The 25,842-nt window shown below is 33.5% G+C and carries 19 protein-coding genes; 11 read left to right on the forward strand and 8 right to left on the reverse strand.

From position 1 onward, the window contains the following. The first annotated feature begins 136 nt into the window (after nt 1–136). The 4 genes from uvrC to BW942_RS02190 all read left to right on the forward strand — a co-directional run bounded on the left by uvrC (nt 137) and on the right by BW942_RS02190 (nt 8,217). The gene (gene uvrC, locus BW942_RS02175; RefSeq protein ID WP_001114131.1) at nt 137–1,966 is read left to right on the forward strand and encodes an excinuclease ABC subunit UvrC; all 1,830 of its coding nucleotides are present in this window, start codon (nt 137–139) and stop codon (nt 1,964–1,966) included. A gap of 61 nt (nt 1,967–2,027) precedes the next feature. Continuing rightward, nucleotides 2,028–5,042: an LIC11755 family lipoprotein gene (locus tag BW942_RS02180; protein ID WP_000669302.1), complete on the forward strand. Its 3,015-nt coding sequence runs from the start codon at nt 2,028–2,030 to the stop codon at nt 5,040–5,042. Next, nucleotides 5,039–6,439, forward strand: a complete 1,401-nt coding sequence (locus BW942_RS02185) for an LA_2168 family protein (protein ID WP_000718083.1) — start codon at nt 5,039–5,041, stop codon at nt 6,437–6,439. Before BW942_RS02180 ends, BW942_RS02185 begins: the two co-directional genes overlap by 4 nt. Continuing rightward, nucleotides 6,436–8,217 (forward strand): phospholipase D-like domain-containing protein, encoded by a 1,782-nt coding sequence (locus BW942_RS02190; protein WP_000601250.1) that lies wholly within the window; start codon nt 6,436–6,438, stop codon nt 8,215–8,217. Before BW942_RS02185 ends, BW942_RS02190 begins: the two co-directional genes overlap by 4 nt. A gap of 139 nt (nt 8,218–8,356) precedes the next feature. Here the strand turns inward: BW942_RS02190 and BW942_RS02195 are convergent, their stop codons facing one another. Further along, nucleotides 8,357–9,619: an O-antigen ligase family protein gene (locus BW942_RS02195; protein ID WP_390888614.1), complete on the reverse strand. Its 1,263-nt coding sequence runs from the start codon at nt 9,617–9,619 to the stop codon at nt 8,357–8,359. On the opposite strand from BW942_RS02195, the gene BW942_RS22045 reads away from it, so the two are divergent. Then, entirely contained in the window at nt 9,519–9,725 is a 207-nt protein-coding gene (locus BW942_RS22045; RefSeq protein ID WP_001980200.1) for a hypothetical protein, read from the forward strand. The genes BW942_RS02195 and BW942_RS22045 overlap by 101 nt on opposite strands. A gap of 70 nt (nt 9,726–9,795) precedes the next feature. Further along, nucleotides 9,796–11,106, forward strand: coding sequence for a glycosyltransferase (locus BW942_RS02200; RefSeq protein WP_001222086.1), 1,311 nt, complete (start codon nt 9,796–9,798; stop codon nt 11,104–11,106). A 437-nt stretch (nt 11,107–11,543) separates the two neighbouring features. Here the strand turns inward: BW942_RS02200 and BW942_RS02205 are convergent, their stop codons facing one another. Together BW942_RS02205 and BW942_RS02210 are read right to left on the reverse strand one after the other, a co-directional pair. After that, nucleotides 11,544–12,605, reverse strand: coding sequence for a glycosyltransferase family 9 protein (locus BW942_RS02205; RefSeq protein ID WP_001051003.1), 1,062 nt, complete (start codon nt 12,603–12,605; stop codon nt 11,544–11,546). After that, entirely contained in the window at nt 12,602–13,198 is a 597-nt protein-coding gene (locus BW942_RS02210; RefSeq protein WP_001207830.1) for a DUF4254 domain-containing protein, read from the reverse strand. The genes BW942_RS02205 and BW942_RS02210 overlap by 4 nt, the downstream gene beginning before the upstream one ends. A gap of 127 nt (nt 13,199–13,325) precedes the next feature. Between BW942_RS02210 and BW942_RS02215 the strand changes: the two genes are divergently transcribed. Continuing rightward, a complete protein-coding gene (locus BW942_RS02215; protein WP_000101415.1) occupies nt 13,326–15,098 on the forward strand; it encodes a patatin-like phospholipase family protein in 1,773 nt (590 codons plus the stop codon). Here BW942_RS02215 and BW942_RS02220 read toward each other — a convergent pair. From BW942_RS02220 to BW942_RS02240, 5 genes are all read right to left on the reverse strand, one after another. After that, nucleotides 15,081–15,725: a nucleoside phosphorylase-I family protein gene (locus BW942_RS02220; protein WP_000694669.1), complete on the reverse strand. Its 645-nt coding sequence runs from the start codon at nt 15,723–15,725 to the stop codon at nt 15,081–15,083. The two genes, BW942_RS02215 and BW942_RS02220, sit on opposite strands and share 18 nt — an antisense overlap. After that, nucleotides 15,715–17,652 (reverse strand): long-chain fatty acid--CoA ligase, encoded by a 1,938-nt coding sequence (locus tag BW942_RS02225; protein WP_000416252.1) that lies wholly within the window; start codon nt 17,650–17,652, stop codon nt 15,715–15,717. The genes BW942_RS02220 and BW942_RS02225 overlap by 11 nt, the downstream gene beginning before the upstream one ends. A gap of 5 nt (nt 17,653–17,657) precedes the next feature. Further along, nucleotides 17,658–18,674 carry an N-acetyl-gamma-glutamyl-phosphate reductase gene (gene argC, locus BW942_RS02230; protein WP_000808030.1) on the reverse strand — a complete coding sequence of 339 codons (1,017 nt, stop codon included), beginning with the start codon at nt 18,672–18,674 and terminating at the stop codon, nt 17,658–17,660. A gap of 250 nt (nt 18,675–18,924) precedes the next feature. Beyond that, complete coding sequence (recA, locus tag BW942_RS02235) at nt 18,925–20,025, reverse strand: recombinase RecA (protein WP_017861766.1); 1,101 nt, start codon at nt 20,023–20,025, stop codon at nt 18,925–18,927. 221 nt (nt 20,026–20,246) lie between these two features. Then, nucleotides 20,247–21,050, reverse strand: a complete 804-nt coding sequence (locus BW942_RS02240) for a hypothetical protein (protein WP_001080755.1) — start codon at nt 21,048–21,050, stop codon at nt 20,247–20,249. Nucleotides 21,051–22,215: 1,165 nt separating this feature from the next. Between BW942_RS02240 and BW942_RS02245 the strand changes: the two genes are divergently transcribed. From BW942_RS02245 to BW942_RS02260, 4 genes are read left to right on the forward strand one after another with little or no spacing between them, the layout of a single operon-like run. Next, nucleotides 22,216–22,605: an HIT family protein gene (locus BW942_RS02245; RefSeq protein ID WP_001278382.1), complete on the forward strand. Its 390-nt coding sequence runs from the start codon at nt 22,216–22,218 to the stop codon at nt 22,603–22,605. 37 nt (nt 22,606–22,642) lie between these two features. Further along, nucleotides 22,643–23,020, forward strand: coding sequence for an LIC11742 family lipoprotein (locus BW942_RS02250; protein WP_000854884.1), 378 nt, complete (start codon nt 22,643–22,645; stop codon nt 23,018–23,020). Nucleotides 23,021–23,068: 48 nt separating this feature from the next. Further along, complete coding sequence (locus BW942_RS02255; RefSeq protein WP_001024549.1) at nt 23,069–24,454, forward strand: TldD/PmbA family protein; 1,386 nt, start codon at nt 23,069–23,071, stop codon at nt 24,452–24,454. Then, on the forward strand, nt 24,451–25,785 hold the full coding sequence (locus BW942_RS02260) for a TldD/PmbA family protein (RefSeq protein WP_001047263.1): 1,335 nt from the start codon (nt 24,451–24,453) through the stop codon (nt 25,783–25,785). The genes BW942_RS02255 and BW942_RS02260 overlap by 4 nt, the downstream gene beginning before the upstream one ends. Nucleotides 25,786–25,842 lie beyond the last annotated feature (57 nt).

The following is a 25,842-nucleotide window of genomic DNA, read 5'->3' on the forward strand; positions in this document are numbered from 1 at the left end:
TTGAATTGAAGTAGGAACTCATACATTTTTAAGGATATAAATATAGAATTACGGAAAAAATAAAATTTTGTAAGAGTTCCTATAAAATTTAAGATCTTAGGGATTCCAATTTAAACTTATATTAAAAAAATACAATATGCCTGAAATTTTAAATCATACTTTAATTTTAGAAAAAATAAAAAACTTAGGAGCTTCTCCGGGTTGTTATCTTTGGAAATCTAAAAAAGGAGAAGTTTTATATGTAGGTAAGGCTAAAAATTTAGACAAAAGAGTTCGAAGTTATCTTAAGGAAAATCATCCGGATGTAAAAACAAAAGTACTTCAAAGAGAAATTTTCGATCTAGATTGGATCGCTACCGGAACTGAAAAAGAAGCTTTGATTTTAGAAGCGACTCTGATTAAAAAACACAATCCTCGCTTTAATGTTCGTCTTAAAGACGATAAAAAATATCCTTATATTTGTGTGTCCTTGTCGGAACCTTATCCGATGGTTTATGTTACTAGAAAACTAAAGGATAACGGAGATCGTTATTTTGGACCTTATTCAGACGTTAAATCGACTAGAGAAACATTAGACATTATTTTGAGAATTTTTCCGGTTCGTAAAACTAGACAAGTTCTTCCTTTACCTAGACCTAGAAGACCGTGTCTAAATTTTGATATGGGTCGTTGTTTAGGGCCTTGCCAGGGAAATATTCCAGTAGAAGATTATAAAGTTATAATAGATCAAGTGATTCAATTTTTAGAGGGTAGAAAAGAATCTCTTGTAAGTGATTTAAATATAAAGATGTCTAATGCTTCTGAGCGATTGGATTTTGAAAAGGCGGCGCGTTATAGAGATATGCTCCAGAGAATCCAAAATTTTAGAGAAAAACAAACAGTTGTTAGCTTGGAAGGAGGAGACGAAGACGTAATTGGTTTTGCCAGAAAACAAGACGAAGGACAAGTGATTCTTTTAGAAATTAGAGGTGGAAGATTAGAAACTAAAAAGTCTTTTCCAATTCAAGGAGTTTTAGACGCAGAAAATTCGGAAATCTTAGGAGCTTTTTTTAGGGACTATTATTTAAACGCCTCTTTGGTTCCGCCTTGTATTTTTATTCCTGCGGATATTCAAGATGAAGTTATTCCCGTCATAGACGTTCTACAGGAAAAAACTGGATTTAGACCTAAAATCAAATTTCCTAAGGGCGGAGATAAACGTTCTCTTTTAAAAATCGCTGAAAAAAATGCTGAACTTGGATTGTCAGAAAGATTACTCGCAACTCATTATAGAGATCAAACGGCATCTTTAAAAGAAATTCAAGAAATGTTTTCTTTAGAACGTCTTCCTCATATTATAGAATGTTATGATATTAGCCATTTTCAAGGTTCGCAACCGGTTGCAAGTGGTGTGATGTTTGTAGAAGGAAAACCATTTAAACAAGGATACAGAAAATATAATATACGAGGTTACGAAGGGATCAACGATCCTGGAATGATTCATGAAGTAATTTCTAGACGTCTACAAAGAATCATCAATGAAGAAGGAGTGTTTCCGGATCTTATCGTGATCGACGGAGGACTAACTCAGTTAACAAAGGCTTGCGAAGCGGCTGTGGAAGCGGGGGCCGAGGGAATTCCTATGGTAGGTCTTGCTAAAAAAAGAGAAGAAATTTTTTTTCCAGGCGAAAACGAACCGTTTATATTTGATATGAATTCTCCCGGAATGAAACTTTTGCGTCATCTCAGAGATGAAGCTCATAGGTTTGGAGTCAGCCATCATAGATCCCGTAGAAATAAGGAAACGATGCGTTCTCTGATTCAAGAGGTTCCAGATATAGGTTTTAAAAGAAGTAAGTTACTTTTACAACATTTCTCGGGAGAAAAAAAAATCGAAGAAGCTACAAAAGAAGAGTTACTTTTAGTTCCTGGAATTGGAGAAAATCTCGCCGAAAAAATTTTAAAACAACTTCAAAAAAAAGAATAAAAAATCTCTAAAATTCAAAACGAAACGTATTTTCCCTAAACCGTATCAGGTGGAGGGAAACATGAAATTCAAATTCGTTTTTGTAGCTTCGTTTCTTCTTTTTACACTCGATTCTTGCCGTGGAAAAGGAAATTCTGCGTTTTTATTTCCGATTACAAATGTAGGAGAATTTAAATTTTTCTACGAACCCGAAAATACCTTCAATCAAGAAATTCAAAAAGAAATCCTGGAAGAATGGAAAAATCCAAGCGTTAAAATACATACTGCTCCTGGAATTGTATGTTTGTTTAGCGGGACGGTTTCTGTTTTTGGAATATCCGTTTGTTTTCCGGATCAAAACGGAAATACAGAATTAGAATTACAGAATATTTTAAATTTCTGGAGTACACATCAGAATTCAGGTTTAGAACCAGAATTTTTAGATTATTCTTTATATGATCAAGCCAGCATAAGTATTCAATTAAATAAGAATCTTTTAGAAGATATAAACAAAGATTGGTTTGTTCTTTCCGGTTCTAAGGAATTGGATCGAATGTTAAAAAAGGAAAAATTTCCGGAAACAAATTGGATCAGTGTCTTTTCTGAAAATTCTATCTTAAGACCTCATTCTACAAACTCTTTTATGGGTTTTAGCGTTTTGGCTACGAAAGGAAAAGTTAGGATTCTTTTTTCTTCTAGAGATTTTGTAAGTTTTACAAGTTCGTTGGTCCTGGAAATTCCAGGTAACGAATCTGTGCTCACCGATTTTTTTTCTCAAATTCAAAAACAAAATCTAAATATTATAAATCTATGTAAAAACGATCTTCCCGTTTTAAGCGAAGTTTTTGGTGGAACTGAATCTTCTGTGGGAAGATTTTTAGAATTTTCGAATTCTAAAAAAGAACCCATTTGTTTTCAAGATTTAGAATTAGAAACAATTTCCGGATCTTATTCTATATTTTCTGGAACTCAATTTCTAATTCCGGGAGAAACTATTCTTAAAACCGAATCTGGAAGTGTTCTTCCGGGTTCAGAGTTGAGTTACTTTTCTTGGTTGGATTTAAAGAAAAAGGGAAATTTAACTTTAAAGTCCAAAGAAATACTACAGATTTATAAAAATTCAGAAAAAAATTTTTTAGAAGGAGAAAGATATTATTCTTCTCAGAATGACTTTTATTCTACCTGTTCCGATTTTTTTGTTTCTAATTCTTTAAAAAGATTTTGTATGAATCCAGGTTTTTCGTTTTCTAACGAAACTGGAGATCTAAACTCTGAAAGTAATTTAAGTTTTTGTAATTTAGATAATTTTCAAATTGAAGAAGCTAATCTTACCGGTCTATTTTTGGATGGAAAATTAAATTCTAAACATAAATTTATAGATTTAGAATATTTTGGAAATAATATATGCAACCCAAACTATTTATCCTTAGAAAGCGGAGAAAAAGAAATTCCGATTTGGTTGGATACAAAAATTCTAAAACCGGGGGAAATTTTAACCTTAGGAAAAAGAGATTTTATCAAAGGAGAAATTTTACTTTCTCAAGTAGATTTAAAGGATTTTGAATATAAAAATACTATTTTTCTAAAGGATAGAATTTCTAAAAAAATAAAAATTCTTTCCAACGGTTTTTTAGAAACTCCAATTTTAAAAAGAATCGATGGTTCCGTTTTTTCAATTTTATTTCGAAACGGAATCAAAATTCCACATCCTAGAATTACTTCTGATTCTTTTCTCTCCGAAATATCTGATTTTCATTTTATGAGTCCAGGTAAAAGAACTGAAATTTCAGATTCTTCTTGGAACAAAGTTGCGGAAGTTTCTGAAATTTCTTGGATGGGTTCTTATGATGGAAATTCTTCCATAAGCGCGGATCGGTTTATAGAAATAGATTCCGGGTCTGCTTCTTCTCAAATTTTAGAAATTATTTCAGGAACAAAAAGTTATCGCTTTTTAACTTCTTTACAACCAGGAAAAAACGTTTTTTCCATCGGTAAATTGATTTGTTTTCCAAATGTGGAGACTTGGATCGTTCCTGAATTCAATTTATCGAATATAGGAAAAATCAGACTTCTTTCCACTGATGAAAAAAACGGGAGTGATTGGGTTATTTGGGATTCTATGGGGATCAATTCCACTTCTCAAAAATTGAGAAGGTCCGTGATTAAAGTAAAAACTTTGTCCGGTAAAAGCGTTTGGAAAAACAGCGCTCTTTCTGATTCTTTAGAACGTAAATCTAGTTGTGTAGGCACGGAAGCAAGTCCGGGATATGAAAATAGAACATTTCCATTTTTGTATAAAGAATATTCAGAAAATTTAAATTCTATTTTAGACCCTTGGATCAGTTTCAATTTTACCCAGAATCAGGCAGGGGTCATCGAAACGTTTAAATATCAGCCGAATTTTTCGATTCATCTAAACGTTTCTAAATTTTTAAGTTTATGGAGTGAATTGTATATTAAAATTTTAGAAAATACAGATATTCTAAAAAACTCAATGACCTATCTGATTCCGTTAGGAGGAGAAGGGCTTATAGGAATTCCAGGGTCGTCTGGAATTTTAATTTCAGGTATTTATCCAAATCCCTCCGTAACAACTAACGAATGGTTTTCGATCTGCAATTTAGGTTCGGGTTCTGTTGACATTCGCAGTTTAGAAATTAGAGACAGTTCTTCTGCAGATCGTTTGGTTGAATATTCATTTCGTTTCGGAAACAATCTTCCAGTCGGCTGGAATGATTTTAATCCTTCTACGTTTACTTGGTCGTTTGGAGACCGTTTTTTGAATTCCGGAGAATGTGGTTATGTTCTTTCTCCGAATTTTAAAAACGAATCCGTTCCATTTAGTTCTGTTACATTTCGTAAAATTTTTACAATCGATAAAACGAACACCATTGGAAATGGAATTGGTAAAAACGAAGGGTTAGATTTATTCCAGGAAATTCAAGGTGTTCTATTTCATATTCACAGTTATGGGAATCAACTTTCTCCGTTTCCGTTTGCAATTGATGCAGAAACAGACGATCTGATTCTTCTTAAAGAAAATCGAACTGGAGATTCTATTTCCGATTATGAAATTAAAAAGAAGGAACGTTTATGAAAAAAATTTTCATATATTCCTTTTTTATAATGTTTTTTCCTATTTACTCTTCGGAAAAAAATAAAGGTTGGACTCAAATTTCTTGGATGGGCTGGGGATTGGCAACGATTCAAAAAACTGAGAACCTTTCCGAATTAGAGAAAGAAAAAATTCATAAAGAATTGAGAATGAACTCATTTTTATTTCATTCAGGAATCAATCAAAGTTTAAAAACATCCGATTTGAAAATTCAATTAGAGGCTGATTTAAGTGCTTCTAATGAATCTAAGGCATACTTTTTTGCAGGTAAAAATTTATTTTTAGAACTTAAAAAAGATAACGTTTTTTTAATTTTTGGAAGAGTTCGGGAGGAATTTAAAACATCTGCGTTTACGGATTGGTTAGATGGAACAGATGGAATTTCAGTCAAAGCTGACTTGGGTAAATCAGGACGTGTTCGTTTTGATTTGTTTGATTTTTATTCTGGTTATTCCGTTTTTGATAAGAACGGACTTAAAAATGAAATTTTAAACACAAAAAAACCTATTGGTGAAATTGACGCCAAAAATTCTTTTTCAAATACATTCAAAAATCGTTATAGAGGTGGAATTAGTTATCGTTACGATTTTACGTTTTTAGAAACCGGATTTCGTTTTCAATATTTAAATCTTCAAAATTGGGGTAGATATACAAATGACTTAAATATTGAAAACGTTTCTTCTGGAGATAGGGATTATCTCACTCATTCTACGATAGAGTTTAAAATTAAATACGTTTGGTTTTATTGTTTTTTATCTGGGATTTTAGTTAGAGGACAGGATAAAACTGGTTGGAATCGAATTAGAAATACAAGTATGATTCCTATTTCAGGAGAAGCCGTTTTGATTTCTTTTGGTGCCTCTCGAAATTTTTGGAAATTTGATGTCTTTGGTTTTCTTCCGGATCGAGATAAAATAAGTGAAAACGGAGAGATTCTGGAATTAGGTTTTATAGGAATTGGTTCTTCTCCTTCTCCTGTATTTAGTACAAATCAAAGTCTGGATTTTTATCCTTCTGCTTGGATTACGGAAAAAGGTTTGGAAAAACAATCCGGAATTCAAGGTGGAAAACGTCAATCTGCTTGGACTGGTATTAATCTAGAATATCAAGAATCATTAATGCGATTTCGTTTTTATATGGCTTCTTACTTTTTTCTTTCGGACACAAAAGGAAACTCCGGAGCGCTTACTGTTTCCAGAGATAGTTTTAGAAAAGATTTTCTCAGAGAATTTTTGATTCAAACTTGGATTTATGTACCTTCTGAAAACTCTAAATTTAATTTTTACTATTGGAAACTTTCGCTGGGTGGTTCCTGGAGTGATTTAGAAAATTCTAAAAAAGAAATGTTTTTTCAAATTTCTTCTGGAGTCGTCTTATGATTCTAAAGCTTTCTTTATATATTTTAATTTTTATTTGTTTAGCTGCTTGTTCCAATCAAAATGATTCTGACTTATTTTGGTTAGAGTGGGGAAGATTACGAAAAGTAGAAACTCATTTTTCGTTTTCAGGACGTTTTGTTCCTGCTTTCAAAAAAAGGAATGTAAGGGATAAAATTTTAAAACTTATAGAGAGTTCTCAATTTTCAATCGACCTTTGGATTTATTCCTTCGATGATCTAGAAATTTTGGACGCTTTGAAAAATGCAAATGCACGAGGAGTTACAATTCAAATACTTGCAGATCCGGAAAAAGAATACCCTCTCGAATTAAAAAGCCTGGGGTGGTTTCGGAAATGGGAAAAATCAGGTTTACAACATTCTAAAATACTCATTGTAGATCGTAAAAAAGTTTTTTTAGGTTCCGGAAATTTCACATGGTACGGTTTAGAAAACGATTTAAACGGTTATGTTTCTTTTGATCTATTCGATTCTGAAATAGAAAATTTTTATTCTTTTTTAGAAGAAAAATTTGTTTCTCTGAACATTCCTCCTTTTGAATTTTATATTTCTCCTGCAAAAGGAAGATTGATTCAAAATCTTATTTTAAGAGAAGTGGACCATTCACAAAGCGAAATTAAATATTTGATCTTTGATCATTTTGATTCCGTTTTGACTTCCAGATTGGCTTTGGCTGACCTTAAAGGTATAAAAGTAAAAGGTATTTATGATTCTCCTGTGGACACGGAAGGAAAATTTTTAGCGAACGTTTTTAGGAACCCGAGTTCTGAAATTGCGGGAGACGGAAACGAAGAAACTATTTCTTTAGATTCTTTTGGAAAAGGAGGTTTATTACATCATAAAACAATGATATTGGATGATCAGGTTTTAATTTCAGGTTCGTATAACTTTTCTATCAGCGCCAGAGATAACAACCGTGAAATTCTTTTTAAGACAAAAGATCCATACTTGATCGACTCTTACTCAAAAGAATGGGAACGAATTCGATGGAACGCAATTCCGTATAAACCAATTCCGTTTCATGTGGAAGAAGTTTCTAATCAAGTTTTTTTTGGTTATTCTGAAGATTCAATTTCGGTAGAACAGACAATTTGTAGAAGTGATAATTCAAAAGAGGAATCTTTTTATTTAGAATCCGGAAAATCATTTTTTACTTCTATTTTAGAATATGATTTTTCTCCTACAGAATTTTGTAAGGAAGTTTCTGATTTTAGTTCTTCTAGTAGCGGATTTTCCGGAAAAAAAACCAATCATCCAGTTCAAACAAGGCGTTTTAGAGAAAACGGAATTCTAAGATCTAAAAAAGGAAACTTAATGTTTATTTCTTCGGAACGTATATCCGAAGATTTTTTACCAGATTTTGAAAGAAAACCTGTCTATTTATTTATGCCGATATTTTATTCCATTCAGTCTGGAAATTTATTATTTCCAAATAGTCTGGAAGAATTTAATAATCCGAATTCTATTTTCCTTTATCAAAGAGGAAACGGGCCAATTCGTATCCCTTGGAATACTTCTGAAAACTCTATCTCGGTTGTTCCTAATTCTACCGAGGGAATTTTATTTTTTGAATATGATTCTTTGTTTCTTGCATTTTGTTTTCACGAATATTCAAAAAAAGGAATAGAATATGCAGAATTGATTCACGAAATTATTTCTTTTAGAGAAAGTGTTTTTCTGTCTAAAGAGTATTTACCAGCTGAGAAAGTTCCAATCAATCAAGTTAATAATTTGGGAACGTATTGTTATAGATATTACTAATGCCTATATACAAAAATACTAACATTTTGTATTAAAACATAATCTTGTACTAAAAGTTTGCACTACTCAATTTTATAAAAATCAGTAAAACATAAAATGAACAAAAAAAATAAAATTGAAACAGGGAAAAAAGCTGTGTTTAAGCCACTTCAACGAAATCAGATTGATTTTTTGAAAGCCTTAAAAAAAGCCCACAAAGAATCCAAAATAAAATCACTACTTCGTCGTCTTGAAAATAACATTGGAATAACCCTGAAATAAAAAATCCAGATAAACCAAAAAAATACAAAGAATGTTCATAGGAAAGTTTTGTAGTTATCAATCTACGGTATAACTCAGTTCCTAATAAAAGAAAAAGTAAAAAGGATGGAATTCCAAAAACGGCTAAAAGGTGAAAATAGTCGTTGTGCGCGTGTCCTCTTTGAGTCGTTTCATAAAAATAATAAAGTTCTCTGTATTCTTCGGAATGTTCGATTCTAGACTTTCCAATTTCTCGATTATAATTGCCCGGACCAACTCCGGTAAACGGGTTTTTCTCGATCAAAGGAAATGTAGAGTCCCAAATAAACGCTCTTCCTGCGTCTGTATGTTTTTCTTTTCCAAAAAGAGGATCCGTGATTTTTTGTCCTGCTTGTGTAAATGAAAGTCCAATTCCTACAAAAAGTAAAAAAGTAAAAATCCCAATTGTAAAAAGAATAATTTTTGTAAAAGGTAATTCTTTACGAATAACACCTAACACAATCAATGCGGTAGTAGAAGAAAATAGACCACCTAACAAAGATGATCTGGCATTATTTAAAAAAACTACATAAAGAAAAAACAAAAGTATGATCCCGTAAATTCCTGCTTTTTTGAAATTTTTATCAAATAAGGATTTCAAAAAAAGAAAAATAGGCATCGTAAAAAAGAACTGTAGAAGTCCTCCGAAGGTTAGATGCGTATTCATCAAACCGATTGGTAGATAAATGGATACTCCGCCAATTTGGCCCATTGGATGTGTAAACTTCCAATTAGAAGATTCTCTATATAAATCGCTGATAAGTCTGGAAAGTCTAACCGGAGAAAAACTAGAAATAAAACCAGTTACAAGTAGAACCCAAAACAACACGTTTAGAGCTTTGAGAACAGTGGGAAGTTCTTCTTTTCTTAAATTCCAAGATAGTAATAAACCGATAAAAAGAAAAATATCCTTAAGTTCTGAGTTAAATGCTGTTTTAGAGTAAATTTTAAAATTTTCTTCTCTAAAAGAATGAATTAAAAAATCACCTAGATACCAACTGAAAAATAAAAATCCGATCAAAATGATAGGTTCTTTCCAAAATCCGGAAGTTTTTGATGAGAATAGAGAAAATAAAAAAGCGAGTACTAAAAATCCTTGGCTGATAGATACGGATAGGCCAATTGCTATGATACTTGAGCAAAATAAAAAAAGAGTGATTTTTCTAAGACGTTCGGACATCTTCTCTAATCGATTGAAACCCAGATTTTATAAAACCTGGGAATTGTAAATTCGATATTTATTTCCACCCAAAGGGTAACTTTGGATTTTAATGAATCCTGTAACGAGGGAGATCTTTAATGAGAATTCTTTATTTTTCTGATACCTTTCTTCCGAAGGTGGACGGTGTTGCAATTTCTATGAGAAATTTCGCAGATCTTCTGGCAAAAAGAGGTCATACCTTTGCAATTTGTTGTCCTAAATACGGAGAAGGGGATTTCGATTCCTTAGGAGATGGAATTCGGGTCGAAAGATTTAGAAGCGGTTACCTACCAAGTTATCCTGACATTAAAGTGGTTCTTCCTTCTCCCACTAAAATCAAAAGGATCATTAAGGAGTTTGAACCGGATCTGGTGCATATTCATACTCCTGGTTTGTTGGGTCTTTATGGAATTAATGCGACTGAAAAATACGGAATTCCTACAATCGGAACATATCATACTTTGATGTCCGAACAAGAAATGTATCTTTCCTTCTATAGACTTTTAAAATTAGATAAACTTTTTTTAAGAGTTAGTAAATCGAATAAAAAGTTAAAGATGAAAGATCTAGGAAAGATAGAAAAATTTGATAAATTTAATATACGCAAAAAGATCATTCTTAAAATTTCAAATAATATTTACGAACGTTGTGATCTTATCATTTCACCTTCTCATTTGATTGAAAAACAACTCCGCGAATTCGGTTTAAAAACTAAAATTGCGGTTATATCCAATGGACTCGATTTGACTAGCTTCAAGGGAAGCATAAAACAACTGGGTTCTGCACCTAAACTTTTACACGTAGGAAGAATTTCTTACGAAAAAAATTGCGATGTAATTTTAAATTCATTCAAATTGATTCATGATGAAATTCCAGATTCCACACTTACGATCATCGGAGATGGCCCGGCACTTCCTTCTTTGAAAGTACAGGCTCAGAATTTAGGAGTGGAAAACTTTGTGACTTTCACTGGTTTTATCAAAAGGGAACAACTTCCGGAAGAATACCCTAAGTACGATTTATTTTTGACCGCTTCTACAATGGAAACACAAGGACTTGTAATTTTAGAATCTGTGGCCTGTGGACTTCCTGCGGTAGGAGTGGATTCTTTTGCAATTCCGGAACTCATTCACGATGGAAAAAACGGATATATTGCAAAACCTTTTGACATAAAGGGAATTGCCGAAAAAGCGATTTCGATTTTAAAAGATCCGGTTCTTTATGAAAAATTTTCGAAAGAGTCCCTCAAAATCTCTAAAAGTCATGAAATGAACTCGTGTGTAGATAAAATGGAAGAAGTTTATAAAACGATCGCTAGCGTTAAAAATAAGAAAAAAAGAAATACACTTATCAATATGCTTTTTTCCCTTCCAGACCCTTTGGATCAGTTCTTAAGATATTTTGAATAAATACATATAAAACTTATTCAAAATAAACAGAAGATTTTTGAAATATTTTTTTACGATTCATTATAAATTTAAATTTTACTAAAACCGTTTGTGAATCCGAAGAAACGTCAAAACGGCCTTTTACTGCAAATTCAATTTGTGGGCGGACTAAATAAATATTATACTTTTATAAAGTGCGTGTTGCGACAAACAATGTAAGAAAAATAAAATAGAGTTGTTGAAAAATTAATTCTTGATCTGTTTTCGTTGTATTGAAATGGACAATTGAAGCAATTTTACAAATCTTCACTATGGAATTTTTCAAAATTTAATCGTAAAATATAGATGTTTGCGGTAGTTACTACATTTTATTTTTACAGAAAAATCAGGTTTTATAAAACAAATCTTTTAACAGTGAATTTACGCTAAAAACAGAGCGTGTAAAAAATTCAGATCTATTAAAACAAAGTGTTTATGTTATAAACGACTCGGATTCTTTTAATTACATCTTCGGGCTGAATCCATTCCATACAAGCAAAATCTTTTCGGTAACAAGTGGTGTTTCCGTAGATACTACAAGGTCTACAAGGTAAATGATCTATTTGTAATACTCCTGAATCTTCTTGACCAAAAGGAGCAAAACCGGAATAGGGATGTGTGGTTCCATAAATTCCGATCACGGGTCTTTTGAGAAGCGCCGCTATATGAACGTTAGACGAATCCATACCTATTATTACGTCCATTCTTTCCATAATTCCTAATTCACCTCGGATTCCCAACTTACCTCCAGAAACTATTTTAACGGATTCCTCAAGACCTTGTCCCCACTGCGAAAGAATTTTAGATTCTTCTTTAGAACCAAAAAGAAAAATTTTGACCCCAGTAAATTCATCTAAAAGAAGTTTAAGTAGAGTTTTACTTTTTTCCCTAGACCATTCTTTTAGGGCGTGGCCTGCAAACGGAGCAAAGCCAATCCAAAGACTTTCTTTTTTTTGAATATTCTGAGATTCGAAAAATTCCTTTGCGAATATTTTGGATTCTGGATCTACGTTGATCCAAGGACCTTTTCTTGCAGAAGCGGGGTAACCAGCGTGTTCAAAAACTTTGAGATAACGGTCTACTGTATGAGGAAGGGGAGTAAGGATTTTTTTCTTCTGACGAATTTGTCTGAGTTTTTCTTTTCTTCCTTTTACGATCCGAAATACTCCAATTCCGCGAATGGAAAAAAGAAGGCTGATCAATCTGGAACGAACGGAAGAATGAAGATCGATTACTTTTTCGTAAGGGCCTAACTTATTGATTTCCAGGAAAAGTCTATAAAGACCTAAAATTCCCCGATACCGTTTTAAATTAAAACCAACTACGTTTACATTTGGAATATTATAAAAGAAAGGAGCGTAATTTCCTCGTGTAACAATAGTAAGTTGGATATTTGTATATTTTGCCGCGATTGCTATGATTGCAGGTGCCATAAGAGCGACGTCCCCCATGGCAGAAAACCTCATGACTAATAAATTCATGATTTTTTAGAATAAAGAGAAGGATTCAAATTTTGATCGTTATACATTTTCATCTGACGATAAACTTTATAGAATTTATCACCGTTTTTTAAATCTTCCAAAAGTTCATCCAAACATTGGGAAAGATCTTTTCTTTGTTCTAAAAGTACCTCAAGTTTACGTTTACAAGCGAGAATATGATTTTCATTTACGTCCTTTCTCTGAGTTTGTTCTTCCATGTGATAGATTTTGAGTTCTAAAATACTCATTCGATCTATCAACCAAGCTGGAGTTTCCGAATTCATTCTGGCTCCAAATTTTTTAGGAACGTTTTGAAATTCGGAAGAAATACGATCGTCTAAAATTTCTACTAGATCAGTTCGTTCCTGATTGAGTTTATCAATTTGTCTTTTAAAACCGACTAATTCTTTATCCGGCAAATCGGGTCTGCGGATTTCATCTTCTACGTGCCACTGGATTGTATCAATTTGATTTTTATTATAAAGAATCGACTCTACACTGTCAGGTGGAAAAGGGTTGGCCGTTTCTTTATTATGCCAGTTTACCACGGATTGTCTGAAAATGGATACGACGGAGTTCGCTTGTAAAGCCATTGTGTATAACATTGGACGACAAGCCAGAAAATCAAGAGAAAAGCGCATCAAGAAACGTGATTGTAGAATGATCTATTGAGAAATTCTTTACTTTCTCGTCTTATTAAAATAGAGTCATTTGAGTTTTATGGCACGAAAAATTCATCCCGAAATTTTAAAGTTTCTTTCTGGAATATCTTTGTTTCAAAAATTATCCCCAGCTGTTCTAACTCGTATTTATCAAAATATCGAAGAAAGAAACATATATAATCATGATGTAATCTATTATAGAGGAGATATTTCAGATAAACTTTTTATAGTCAGACATGGCGAGGTAATGCTTACTTTCGGAGAATCTGGAAAATCAGTAAAGTATTTGGGTGAGGGAGAATTTTTTGCAGAAAATAGTCTCATGACCAGAACACAACACGCAGGTTCTGCGATTGCTGTGATGGATACTTTACTTTATGTTTTGGATGGACATTTTTTTTTAGAGCTAGCCCAAAAAGAACCAATTCTTTCCGGAAATTTAATTCGTTTGATGAGCAATCGATTTAGAGAACATCTAGAACCAGATAATAAAATAACATCCCTTCCCAGAAGGATGATTTGTCATGTTCCTTTGGAAGAAGTACAAGGTTATAAAGAAAAGTTAGATGCGATCGTTGAGATAGGAGGTTATTCCCACGTTGGAAAGATGACTTTAGTTCCCATGGAGTCCTTCGAAAAGGTCAGCCTACAAGACGCAATTCGAAAATTATCCTTACTCAGAAATAAATTTCCAATTATTCATTTATATTTTCAACAAGTAGGTTTAAAACCTGAATTTGATAAACTACTTTTGCAAGCGGATCAGATTGTTTTTTGGGAAGATAATCCAGAACGTAACCAAAAGAAAAAAACTGAAATTATATCTTATTTCCGATCTAGAATCCGTAATTTTGCGGGAAGAACGATTCGTTATGTAGATTCCGTCAATTCTATACGACCAGAAGACAGTGTAAAACATCAAAAAATATTTCATAAAGAAGAAACTTTCTCTAGATATCTTGTGTCCAGAATGAGAGGACTCGCTTTAGGAGGGGGAGGGGCAAGAGCTCTTGCACATGTCGGGCTTTTAAAAGCATTAGAAAAAGAGAATATTAAAGTCGACGTGGTTTCTGGAGCTTCTTTTGGAGCAGTAATTGCAGCCTTGTATGCTCGTGGAGAAAATACGGAAACGATCTATAAAATGATCTATAAATTTTTTGGAGGATTGGACAAACCTTTTGATCCTACAATTCCACTTGTTTCCTTTTTTAAAGGTAAAAAAATGATTCGAATGTTGAAACAAGCGTTCGGTTCGACGCTGATTGAAGACTTAAAAATCCCTTTTGTAACATCCGCAGTAGATCTTCATAGTGGAGAGGAATATGTGATGGATCGTGGACCTGTCTGGGAAGCGTTAGCTGCGGCGATGAGTTTGCCTGGAATGTTTCCTCCTATCTTTCACGGAGATCATCTGCTCGTAGACGGGGGAGTGATCAATAACGTTCCAGAAAGTCTAATTAGACAAAAAGGAGCAGATATTATTTTATCCGTAAATGTTTCTCCTCTGAGAGACGAGGCAATTGTAAGACTTTTAGAAGATAGAAAGATCACAGGAAAATCTTTTTTTAAGAATCTTTGGGAAGATTTAAAATATCCGCCTATCCTCAAAATTATGGGAAGAGCAATCACGTTAGAAGGAAGGGAGATCACAAAACTTAGAAAAGATAAAATGGATTTATTTATCAATCTTCATATAGAAGAATTTTCCTTTTTTGATTTTAATAAGTTTAGGGAAATTATTCGCAAAGGAGAAGAAGAAGCAGAAAAACATCTCGAAGAAATCTACGATTTATTTTATCCAGGAAAAAAATTCTTAAAGAAAAAAAGATAAAAGAAATTCCTGAAGTTTTGCGGATTCCTTTTTATAATTGAATTTCCATTCTTCACTTCCTAGAGGTCCAACGGTATTTGTTAATGCAAAAAAAGAATAAAAAGGAAGTTGAAAATGATTACAAACCTTTGCAAGTCCAAAACATTCCATATTTTCAAAACCTAAGTCGTGTTCTCTTAAGTATTCTAAAGATTTTCCGGAAACATTGTCTATTGTGATTGAACCGGTAGCGTTCGTTTTTGAAATTAAAATTTCTTCTACGGATTTAAACTCGAAAGAATGGGAAAACTCATATTCATCCGGAACCGTTTCTGGAACTCTAACTTTTCTTTCTATTTTGGCAAGTTCCTGATTTTCAAACTGAAACGAAAATCCAAATTTATTTTTCCAAAAATTAGAATGTAACCAAGGGTATACACCTGCGGAACCTATAAATAAAACCTGAGTAGGGAATATTAAGTTTTTATTATTTAGACAATCTAATAAAAATCTTTGAAGATTTAAACCTGCTTCTAAATTTCCGATTCCACAAACAAAAACCGTAAATTTTTCTAATTTTAAAATCTGATCTACTTCTTCTTTGATCGCAGAACAGATTAGAGTGGTTTTTGGAAGTTTAATCTTCATCATGATCGTACAAAGATTGAATTACATCTTGATATAAATCAAAAATAACGTTTCGTTTGAGTTTCATTGTCTCTGTCATTTCTTTTCCCTTTTCAAACTCCTTAGAAAGTATATGAACATGAGCGATCTTTTCAAAGGATTTAAAACCCGCTTTTGTGGAAATTTTATCTTTAACTATGTTTTTAAAAAACGTGGTGACTTCTTTGGAAGAACTCCACTCAGTCGGATCTTTTGGAATTTTTACTGCTTGGTTTTGAAATTCTTCCTGAACACGATCAAAAAAAGGAACAATTAAAACTCCCAGGTTTTTTTGATCCTGACCAACTACGATCACTTGATTGATAAATTCTGATTCTGTAAGTTTTGCCTCGATCGGAGCAGGTTCTAAGTTTTCTCCACCGGAAAGAACGATCGTATCCTTTGCTCTTCCTGCAAATTTTAATTCTCCAGTATGAGTCCAAGTAAGAATATCTCCTGAATCCAACCATCCGTCTTGTAATGCCTTGGAAGTTTTTTCAGGTTCTTTATAATAGCCCATTGTTACGTGAGGACCTTTGTGCCAAGCGACTCCTTTTTCGCCTGGAGTTGTAACAACTTTACCGTTTTCTCCTACAAGTTTGATTGCGGTTCCGGGTAACGGAGCACCGATGGCTCCATTTTTTGGAATTGGAAATTCACCAATAGCTCCGATTCCGGTCGTTTCAGTCATTCCGTAGGTTTCGATGATATGGATTCCGGCACTTCGAAAAAAAAATTGAATATGTGAAGGCATAGCCCCAGCACCACATAACGCGAATCTAATTTTACCACCGAATAGATTTCTTACTCTTTCTAAAATTTTATTGGAAAGGATTTTGATCGGAACCAAGGAAAGTAAAAATACACTCGCAATAAAACGATCTAACAATTTCTGATTTGGGTTTTCTGTTTCCGTGGTAGCATAAGAATCTCGAATTGTATCTTGAAGGCTTGTGGTAATCTCGGCCATTTTAACCGCAAAGTGAAAAAGTTTTTGTTTGAAAGGAGAGGATTTTCTGACAGTATCATAAATTCTTTTATAAAGACCCTCCCAAAGTCTAGGAACAGAAACTAAAACCGTAGGTTTTACTTTTTGCATATCCGCTGGAATCGTCGGGATAGAAGAACAAGCCATTGAAGCTCCCCAGGCAATGAGGGTTGTTTCTAAAAGTCTTTCTGCAATATGCCAAGGCGGTAAAAATAGGATGGTTCTATCGTTGTAGGAACCAGGAATGAATTCTTGGATTTGATGAATTCCCCAGGTAAAACTTCTATGATTTAACATTACACCTTTCGGAGCACCCGTTGTTCCAGAAGTATAAATGATCGTTGCTAAATCTTTTCCGCCTAAAGATTCACCTCTTTGATCATAAGTTTTATCTCCCTTTTTGATTCTAGATTTTTCTCCTTCCAAAAGTGCGTCTTCTAAAAATAAAAATTGGATTCCGGAAAGTAATGCGCGAGAATTTTCTAAGTCTTTCCATTTTGTAGGAGGGTCTATAAGAAGAATCGTTTTCACTTTGGCAAGACTGGATTTATTTTCTAATAACTTCTTTAGTACTTTCTCATTTTCTAAAAAAAGAATCTTAGCTTCAGAATGTTCTAATATATATTTCAGATCTTCTATTGTCGCGTCGCACCCGCGAGGTACATCTACACATCCAATCGTAACTAACGAAAGGGAACACAGAGACCATTCGTATCGATTATCACAGATAAGTCCGGCCGTATTTCCTTTGTGCATTCCTAGATCGATTAGAAATGTAGAAAGATTTTTTAGATTTTCATACCAATCTTTATAAGAGATTCCTCTAAAATCTCCGGATTCTTCTCGAATCCAATACATGGGCCTATCCGAATAAACGGAAGCTACGTCTCTGATTAGATGATATAGACTTGTTTTTTCCATAGAGATTAGGGAAGTAACCCCAAGGTTTCTTTGGCTCCAGTCATTAAATTGATGTTTTGTAAAGCCTGACCCGCGGCACCTTTTACTAGATTATCCAGTGCAGAAACAACGACTAACGTGTTTCCTCTTTTACGAAGCGAAATGTCTAGAAAATTTGTATGTTGCACCTTTTTTAATTCAATCTCTTCGGGAGTTTTTAAAATACGAATAAAAGGTTCATTTAAAGAAGAGTTTTCTAAAATAGAAATAAGATCTTGCTCTGGTTCAGAATCAAATTCTAATACGATTGTGGAAAGAATCCCTCTATAAACAGGAAGTAAATGAGGAGTAAAAATTACCTCCGGATCGGAAAGTCCAGATTTAGAATAAACATATTCCCGGATTTCCGGTTCGTGTTGGTGGGAAAGAATTTTATATGCTCTAAAATTTTCATATACGCTTGTATAAGAATAACCTGAATCTTCTGTCCTTCCTCCTGCGCCAGAAACCCCTGATTTGGAATCGACTATAATTCTAGGTCTAAGATTTTTTCTAAGTTGACCTAGTAAAAATATAGGTAAAATCACAGAGGTAGAAAAACATCCAGGATTAGAAACAAAATCCGCGTTTTTCAATTGATCTCTGAAAATTTCAGGAATACCAAATACTGCCCTGTTTATATAATTAAAACGAGTATGTTTTAGTTTATAATATTTTTCTAATATTTCTTGATTATGAAGTCTGTAAACTCCAGAAAGGTCTATGACCTTATGTCCAGCGTCTAAAAACTTAGGAGCAGATTCCACAGAAACTTCATTAGGAACTGCAAGTACGACTAAAGATTTTAGAGGAACAATATCTTCGTGTTTTTTAAAAACTAGATTTTTGGGAAACGACACTTCGGGAAAAACTTCTGAAATTGTTTTACCTGCAAGTTTATCGCTTGTTATATGAACTACTTCATGTTCTTTTTGGCGGGAGAAAAGTAAAAGTAATTCCTTTCCGGTTAATCCCCCAGCTCCTAAAATACTAATCTCTGCCATAATCCTAACTATAATCGTTATTTAGAATTTTGTACTAAACCTTGAGGATGTAGGAACTCACACAAAAACAAAATTCTTTAAAAAAATGTGAGAACTCCCGCGTATTTATCTTATAAAAAATTTAAAACAAACTCTCTTCGTAGTTTCTTTAGAGAAAGATTTTAATCTATGTAAAATGTTGTAACTAAAAAAAACGCCGAATGATTTCTCATTCGGCGGTCAAGGGTTCCTAAAAAGAAAGCCAGTTTGTTTAGCCTGCGGCCTGTTCTAATTTTTCCTCTTTACGAGATTTTTTATTATTTTCCTGAACTAACAAAGGAAGAGAATTTAGATCTCTGACCATATTTTCGATGGTTAAGGCAATTTCAGGGTTGTTTTTCAAGTATTCCTTAGCGGCCTCCTTACCTTGGCCAATTTTTTCCGTATTGTAAGAATACCAAGCTCCGGCCTTATGAATAATATCATGCTTTACACCTAGGTCAACCAGAGAACCTTCTCTGCTAATCCCAGCGTTAAAGATTATGTCAAATTCAGCCTGTTTAAACGGAGGAGCACACTTATTTTTGACTACTTTGACCCGTACTCTGTTTCCTACAGATTCTTCTTTTTCTTTGATCGTTTCTATTTTACGGATATCCAAACGAACTGAACAATAGAATTTCAAAGCATTTCCGCCAGTTGTAGTTTCAGGAGAACCGAACATAACACCGATTTTCATACGAATTTGATTGATAAAGATTACTACGGTTTTGGATTTTGCAATGGTACCAGTTAGTTTTCTAAGCGCCTGGGACATGAGTCTTGCTTGTAAACCCATGTGTGAATCTCCCATATCTCCTTCTATTTCAGCCTTGGGAACCAAAGCCGCCACAGAATCAATTACGATTAAATCAATTGCATTACTTCGAACTAAAGATTCACAGATTTCTAATGCTTCTTCTCCATTATCCGGTTGAGAAACTAAAAGTTCGTCTATATTGACCCCAAGTTTTTTGGCATAAGATGGATCCAAAGCGTGTTCTGCATCTATAAACGCAGCCACACCACCTCTTTTCTGAGCCTCTGCAATTGCAGAAAGTGTGAGAGTAGTTTTTCCAGAAGACTCAGGTCCGTAAATTTCTACAATTCTACCGATCGGATAACCACCTATACCCAGTGCAATGTCTAAATCCAAAGAACCGGAAGGAATTACTTGAACGGTTTGTTTGGCAGAATCCGATCCTAATTTCATAATCGAACCCTTTCCAAATTGTTTTTCAATTTGGCCCATTGCTTGCTCGATCGCTAACTTTTTAGAATCATCTACGCTCGGAGCATCTTCTTTTGCTTTCTTCATGATACTTTCTCCCATATTTTTTGCCTCCTACCTTAACGGTTCTTGGCGATGCCACCGCGTATCTAAAAGCGGCGATCTTTTTTTAATATAGCTCCCGATCCGGACAAATTTAGGTTTCGAGATCTAAAAAAATGAATCGATTTCAATTTTTTTCAAAAACTCAGGTTTATGTCACCTGGTTTTCTGAGAACAAAATTAAAATATATCTAAGTATTTGTATAGCAAAAATTTGAGTATTATTGAGAAAGAATCGATTTTTTTTCCTGATCCAATGTTTTTTGAGCTTGAATCGCTTTTCGAAGAGTTTCTCGATTTCGAATCCAAAAACTTAGAAAGAAAAAAAACGTAAGCACTAATGCAAAAATAAAAATCAAAATACCAATCCCAAGACGAATCCAAAAGGGAATTGTCAATTGAGAAGGAAAGAAGAATAACGTGCCGTTTGCCAATCTGATTTTTTCGCAACCTTTACAAGATGTGCTTTTCAATTTGAAAAAAGAATTCAATTCTCCCAAAGTTTTATCTGTAGTAATTTTCCATTCTGAAGATTCTTGAGAATAAAGAAGAGTTTCGTCCTCCGAAAAATAATAAAAAGAACAAACTAAACCGGCTTTTAAGAATTCAACAGGGAAAATTTTTATCTGTCTTCCTAAATAAAAATCAATATAATAATCTTGGATTTTAAAACTACGAATTTGAGAGAGATTTGGAAATCCATCCTTTAAAGAAAACAGAGTAGACTTTTGATTTCGAATTCGGATTCCTCCAAGATTTGGAACTTTTTTGAATTCTGTTTTAAGAATCTCTTTTTTAGGGAAAGTTTGTTTTTGTAATTGGGTAGAAAGTATTTTTTTTAAATAGATTTCTAATCTAGATTCTTCTTCTTTTTGCCAAACAGGAATTGATTCCAGGAGCCAGTATTTTTCTACAATTGCAGGATCCCTTAAGAATCTTTTTATTTCTGTAATTGTATACGTTTCTGCTTTTATCGATTGATTCAAAAATAGAAAAAGAAAAAATACAAAAAAAAGACGATTCATAAAAACCTCATATTCTATAAGTTTAATTTTTTCTTAAATTTGAAAAAAAATGTTTATTTAATCTTTCAAACTCTATCTTATTTAGAACTGTTCAATAGATTCTAAATTAAAAATGCACAGAATAGTTTCCACATCTAAAAAAATTTAAATAGAATTACATTGATAGTTCTAAAAATATTTGTATGAGTTTATATTGCAAACGTTTGAAGTTTTGTTTCAAGCCTTTTTCGCTCGTATAATTTACAAACGAACTTGTTATAATCGAATTTGTGCAATAGGAATTATTCTACCGCAATATTTATATTAGAGTTGTTGAAAAATTCCCTAGTTCCGATTAACAAGACTGCTTCAATTGCCCGTTTCCATAAAATAGAAACAGATGGAGAATTAATTTTTCAATATGGTTCGAATAGACTATTTTTATAATCGATTCTTTTTGTCTTTTTACAGGTTTTAAAACAAAAATCTATATCTAATACTACTTGGAAGTATGAAAATAATTACTATGTTGAACTTGTTTAAAAACCTAGGATTTCCTTCAGAAAACTAACAATTTTGGGCTGACGTAATTTTTAAGAACTTATGCATTTTTGGTAAAATCGACCATTCACTTTTTATACTATTTTAATACATTCGAATAGCATCAAGTCTAAGTAACACCTAAAATTTTTGTTTCATTCCTGAAAAGAAATTAGTAACTATAAAATAGTTTCCACAGAGTTGTAAAAATTAATTTTCTTTTGTTACAAAGAATAAACAAGATCTTTTGTAGATATAGATTTTTTCAACAATTCTATTTTTTCCAAACGAATTCAGATAATTCTGGAATATTCGAATTTCAATCATACCAAATATGATTTTAAATCGAATTCTAAATTGAGTATATTCTATTTACTTGAAATTAATTATTATATTGGTAGGTTTTAATATTTAAAGCGTTTTTATAAATTTCATTTATAAAAAAATAACCTTCGTATAAATCTTAAAGTTTCTATATTTAAAAAATGGATTCAAAGTCTGGGTAATTTCAAGTTAGATTCTTATTTAAGTAATTAGATTGTGTTATTACAATTGGATCTTTATTCGTTCGCTATTTCGTTTTCTCCTATACAAGATAAGAATCTCTAAAATCATTACAGATTTTATCTACTATTCGGTTCTTACTATGTCTGATTGTACTATTTGTAACTTTCATCAGTCCTGCGATTCTTCTGAAATTTTAGCTCGATTTGGAGAGTTTTCAGTACGTCACAGTGAACAAGAAAAAAAACTCAAAGGTTATCTTTATATAGAACCTCGTTCCCATTGGACTTCGTATTTAGATTGGTCTCAAGAATCCTTTTTAGATTTCGGAAAAGCTCTTGAATTTGCCACAAATTGGATTTATAAAAATCATTCTCCTGTTAAAATTTATACTGTAACCGTTTCCGAGATGGTTCCACATATACACTTTCATTTAATTCCAAGATATTCCGACGATCTAAAAGGAATCGATTATATCAAACTCGCTTTACAAGGTAAATTGTTGGAAGATCAATCTATTCGAGATTTATAATGTTTTTTTGTAGGATTTATATAAAGGAGATAGGTTCATGAAAACTTTGAGATTTAAAACTATACTATTTATAGGAATCGTTTCTTTTTTATTTGGAAGTTGTATTTATAGAGATATTCGAGTTCCTGGGTTGAGTACGAATTACACTCAGTATATTTTGAACTCGGAGGATTTTCAAATTTTAGGAACCGTAGAAACAGAGGGAGTTTATACTTCTTGGTTATTACTCTGGGTAACTGGTGAGACAGGTTATAAAGAGTTACTAGATAAATCCAAAGCTCTTGGAGGAGACGAAATTATCAATTATCGTTTTGAAATAGAAGAAACAAGTATTTTATTGGTCATTTGGAATCGAATCCGATGGAAAGCAACTGCACACGCAATCAAATATAGAGAAAAAATTAAAAAACCTTAACTTAAATATTATGGACTTTGAAAGTGTTTCTAAGTCTAAAAAAATAGAATGAATATAAATAAAGCTCAACTGATTTTAGAAGCCGGCCTTTCTAGAAAGGCCGATTTTGTGGAAATTTTTGAAGAAGAAACAAGATCTTCTTCCGTAAGTTTAAGAGATCGGAAAATAGAACAAAGTTTTGCCGGAATCGATTATGGAATTGGAATTAGATTGATCTATGGAACGGATGTTTTATACGCACATACAAATAATGAAGATTTAGAACATTTGATTTCTCTAATAGATATTTTAGCAGATTCCAGAAGTGCCACAAAAGAAAAAAGTCAAACTTTAGTTTTAAAAGGAGACTTAAAAATTCCTTCTTTTTCTACGAATCTCATAGACCCTAGAAAAATTTCCCCAGATCAAAAGTTAGACATTTTATATAAAGCTGATAAAACGGCTAGAAACGTTTCTTCTAATATTGTACAAGTCGGCGTTTCTGCGTTTGACTCGGTTTCGCGAATTGGAATCTACAATTCGGAAGGTTTATCTTTAGAAGATTTAAGAGTTCGAAGTCGTTTTAGTATCAACGTTACCGCCGAAAAGGAAGGAGAACGTTTTGTTGCGTCCGAAAATCCGGGAGCCCAAAAAGGTTTTGAATTTTTCAGAGATCTTCCAGTAGAACAATTTTCTAAAACAGCGGCGGAAAGATCTCTTTTAATGTTATCCGCAGGTTACATCGAAGGAAAAAAAATGCCTGTAGTGATGGGAAACGGCTTCGGAGGGGTTATCTTTCACGAAGCATGTGGTCATCCCTTGGAAACGGAAGCAATTCGTAAAAAGTCTTCTCCCTTTGTAGATAAACTCGGAAAAAGAATCGCACAGTCCTGTTTAACCGCAATCGATGACGGCACCATTCCAGATTCTTGGGGAAGTATCAACGTAGACGACGAAGGTACTGCTCCTCAAAAAACCATTTTAATTGAAAATGGAATCCTAAAAAATTATCTCTCCGATCGAGTAGGCGCTCAAGAAGTAGGAGTTGAAAAAACAGGAAGTGCAAGAAGAGAAAGTTATATGTATGCTCCCGTTTCCAGAATGAGAAACACTTATATCGCTGCAGGTAAAGACTCTTTCGATTCTATGTTATCTGGGATTGATTACGGACTTTTCGCCAAAAAAATGGGAGGAGGTTCAGTCAATCCGTCTACGGGAGAATTTAATTTTTCTGTGGAAGAGGGATACGTTATCCGAAACGGAAAGATAGCGGAGCCGGTCCGTGGAGCCACTCTGATTGGAAAAGGAGACGAAATTCTTCCAAAGATTAGTATGGTAGGAAAAGATTTAGAACTAGCAGCTGGAATGTGTGGTGCGGCTTCCGGTTCTGTTCCGGTTACGGTGGGGCAACCTTCTTTAAAAGTGGACGAGATTCTGGTAGGAGGTCGTTCATGAATCTGGAACATTCCGTAGAATACGTGTTAGACGTTTGTAAAAAGAAAGGTTTAGACGGTTTTGATTTAGTTGCTTCCGAGTCTAAAGATGTAGGAATTGAACTTTTTAGAAAAAGGGTCAGCAATACTGAACTTTCCAATTCCAGAGGGATCGGAATTCGTTTGATCAGGTCTGGAAAACCTGGATATTCCTACAGCGAAAAACTATCAGAAGAAGCTTTGTCTCAAATGGTAGAAGACGCAATTTCTCAGTCTAAAATTTCAGATCCTCTTGATATTGATTTACCTGGTCCTACTGAACTTCCTAAAATAGAAATTCGTTCTTATGAGGAATCTTTAGAATCCTTAGGTTTTGAATGGCTGAGATCTACTGGAGAGAAGTTAGACGATTTGGCTTGGTCAGTAGGTGGTAAAATTGAAAACGTTCCCTATTCATATGCGGGAAAAACCTGGAGTCGATTTATATTAGCAAACTCGAATGATCTTTATCATAGTGAAAAATCGAACCTAGTTTCTGCGGGTGTTGCGTTAGTCGCAACAGACGGTAAGACCAAAAAAATGGGAGGTTACACTCGTTCCGGTTTAGATCTGGATAAAATAAACCCAGAGCTCATTGTGTCTACTGCTACAGAACGTTCTTTAGCCCTGTTAGGCGCAAAACCAGTAAAAAGTGGTTCTTATCCAATTCTACTTTCTAACCGTATTAGTCCTCAAATTTTTGGAATGTTTTCTTCTCCATTTTCCGCAGATAGCGTTCAAAAAGGTCTTTCTAGACTAGATGGAAAAGTAGGTTCTCAAATCGCATCACAAAATTGGAATGTGTTTTGCGATCCACATATTAGTGACTATCCAGGTTCCAGACTCTTAGACGCGGAAGGAGTTTTGACCAGAAAAAAAGCAATTATCGAAAACGGAATTCTAAAAACCTATTTATACAATTTAGAATCTGCTAAAAAGGCTGGTGTCTCTCCTACCGGTAACGCGGTTCGTTCTTATGGTGGAAGGGTGGGTACTTCGTTTAACAATTATGTGGTCCCAAAGGGAAATCAAACTTTGGAAGAATTATTAAAAAGTGTTCCCGAATGTATTTATATTTTAAAATTAGAAGGTGGTTCCGGTTGTAGCGCTGTATCCGGAGAAATTTCCATCGGGGTTCAAGGAATTTATTATAAAAATGGGAATCCAGTTCATCCAGTAGATAATATCACTATGAATCTGAATTTTTTTGATCTACTGTTTAGGATTGATGGAATTTCCAATGAATACAACGATTCTTATTCTTCGATTAAGATTCCGGATATTTTAATTCGTGAGGCAAGTATAGCCGGTTAAAGTTTTCGCTTGCCTCCTCTTTAGGTTTAGTGTTTTATTTCTGAATTATATCTTTCT

Source organism: Leptospira interrogans (genome assembly GCF_900156205.1).
GTDB classification, from domain to species: Bacteria; Spirochaetota; Leptospiria; order Leptospirales; family Leptospiraceae; genus Leptospira; species Leptospira interrogans.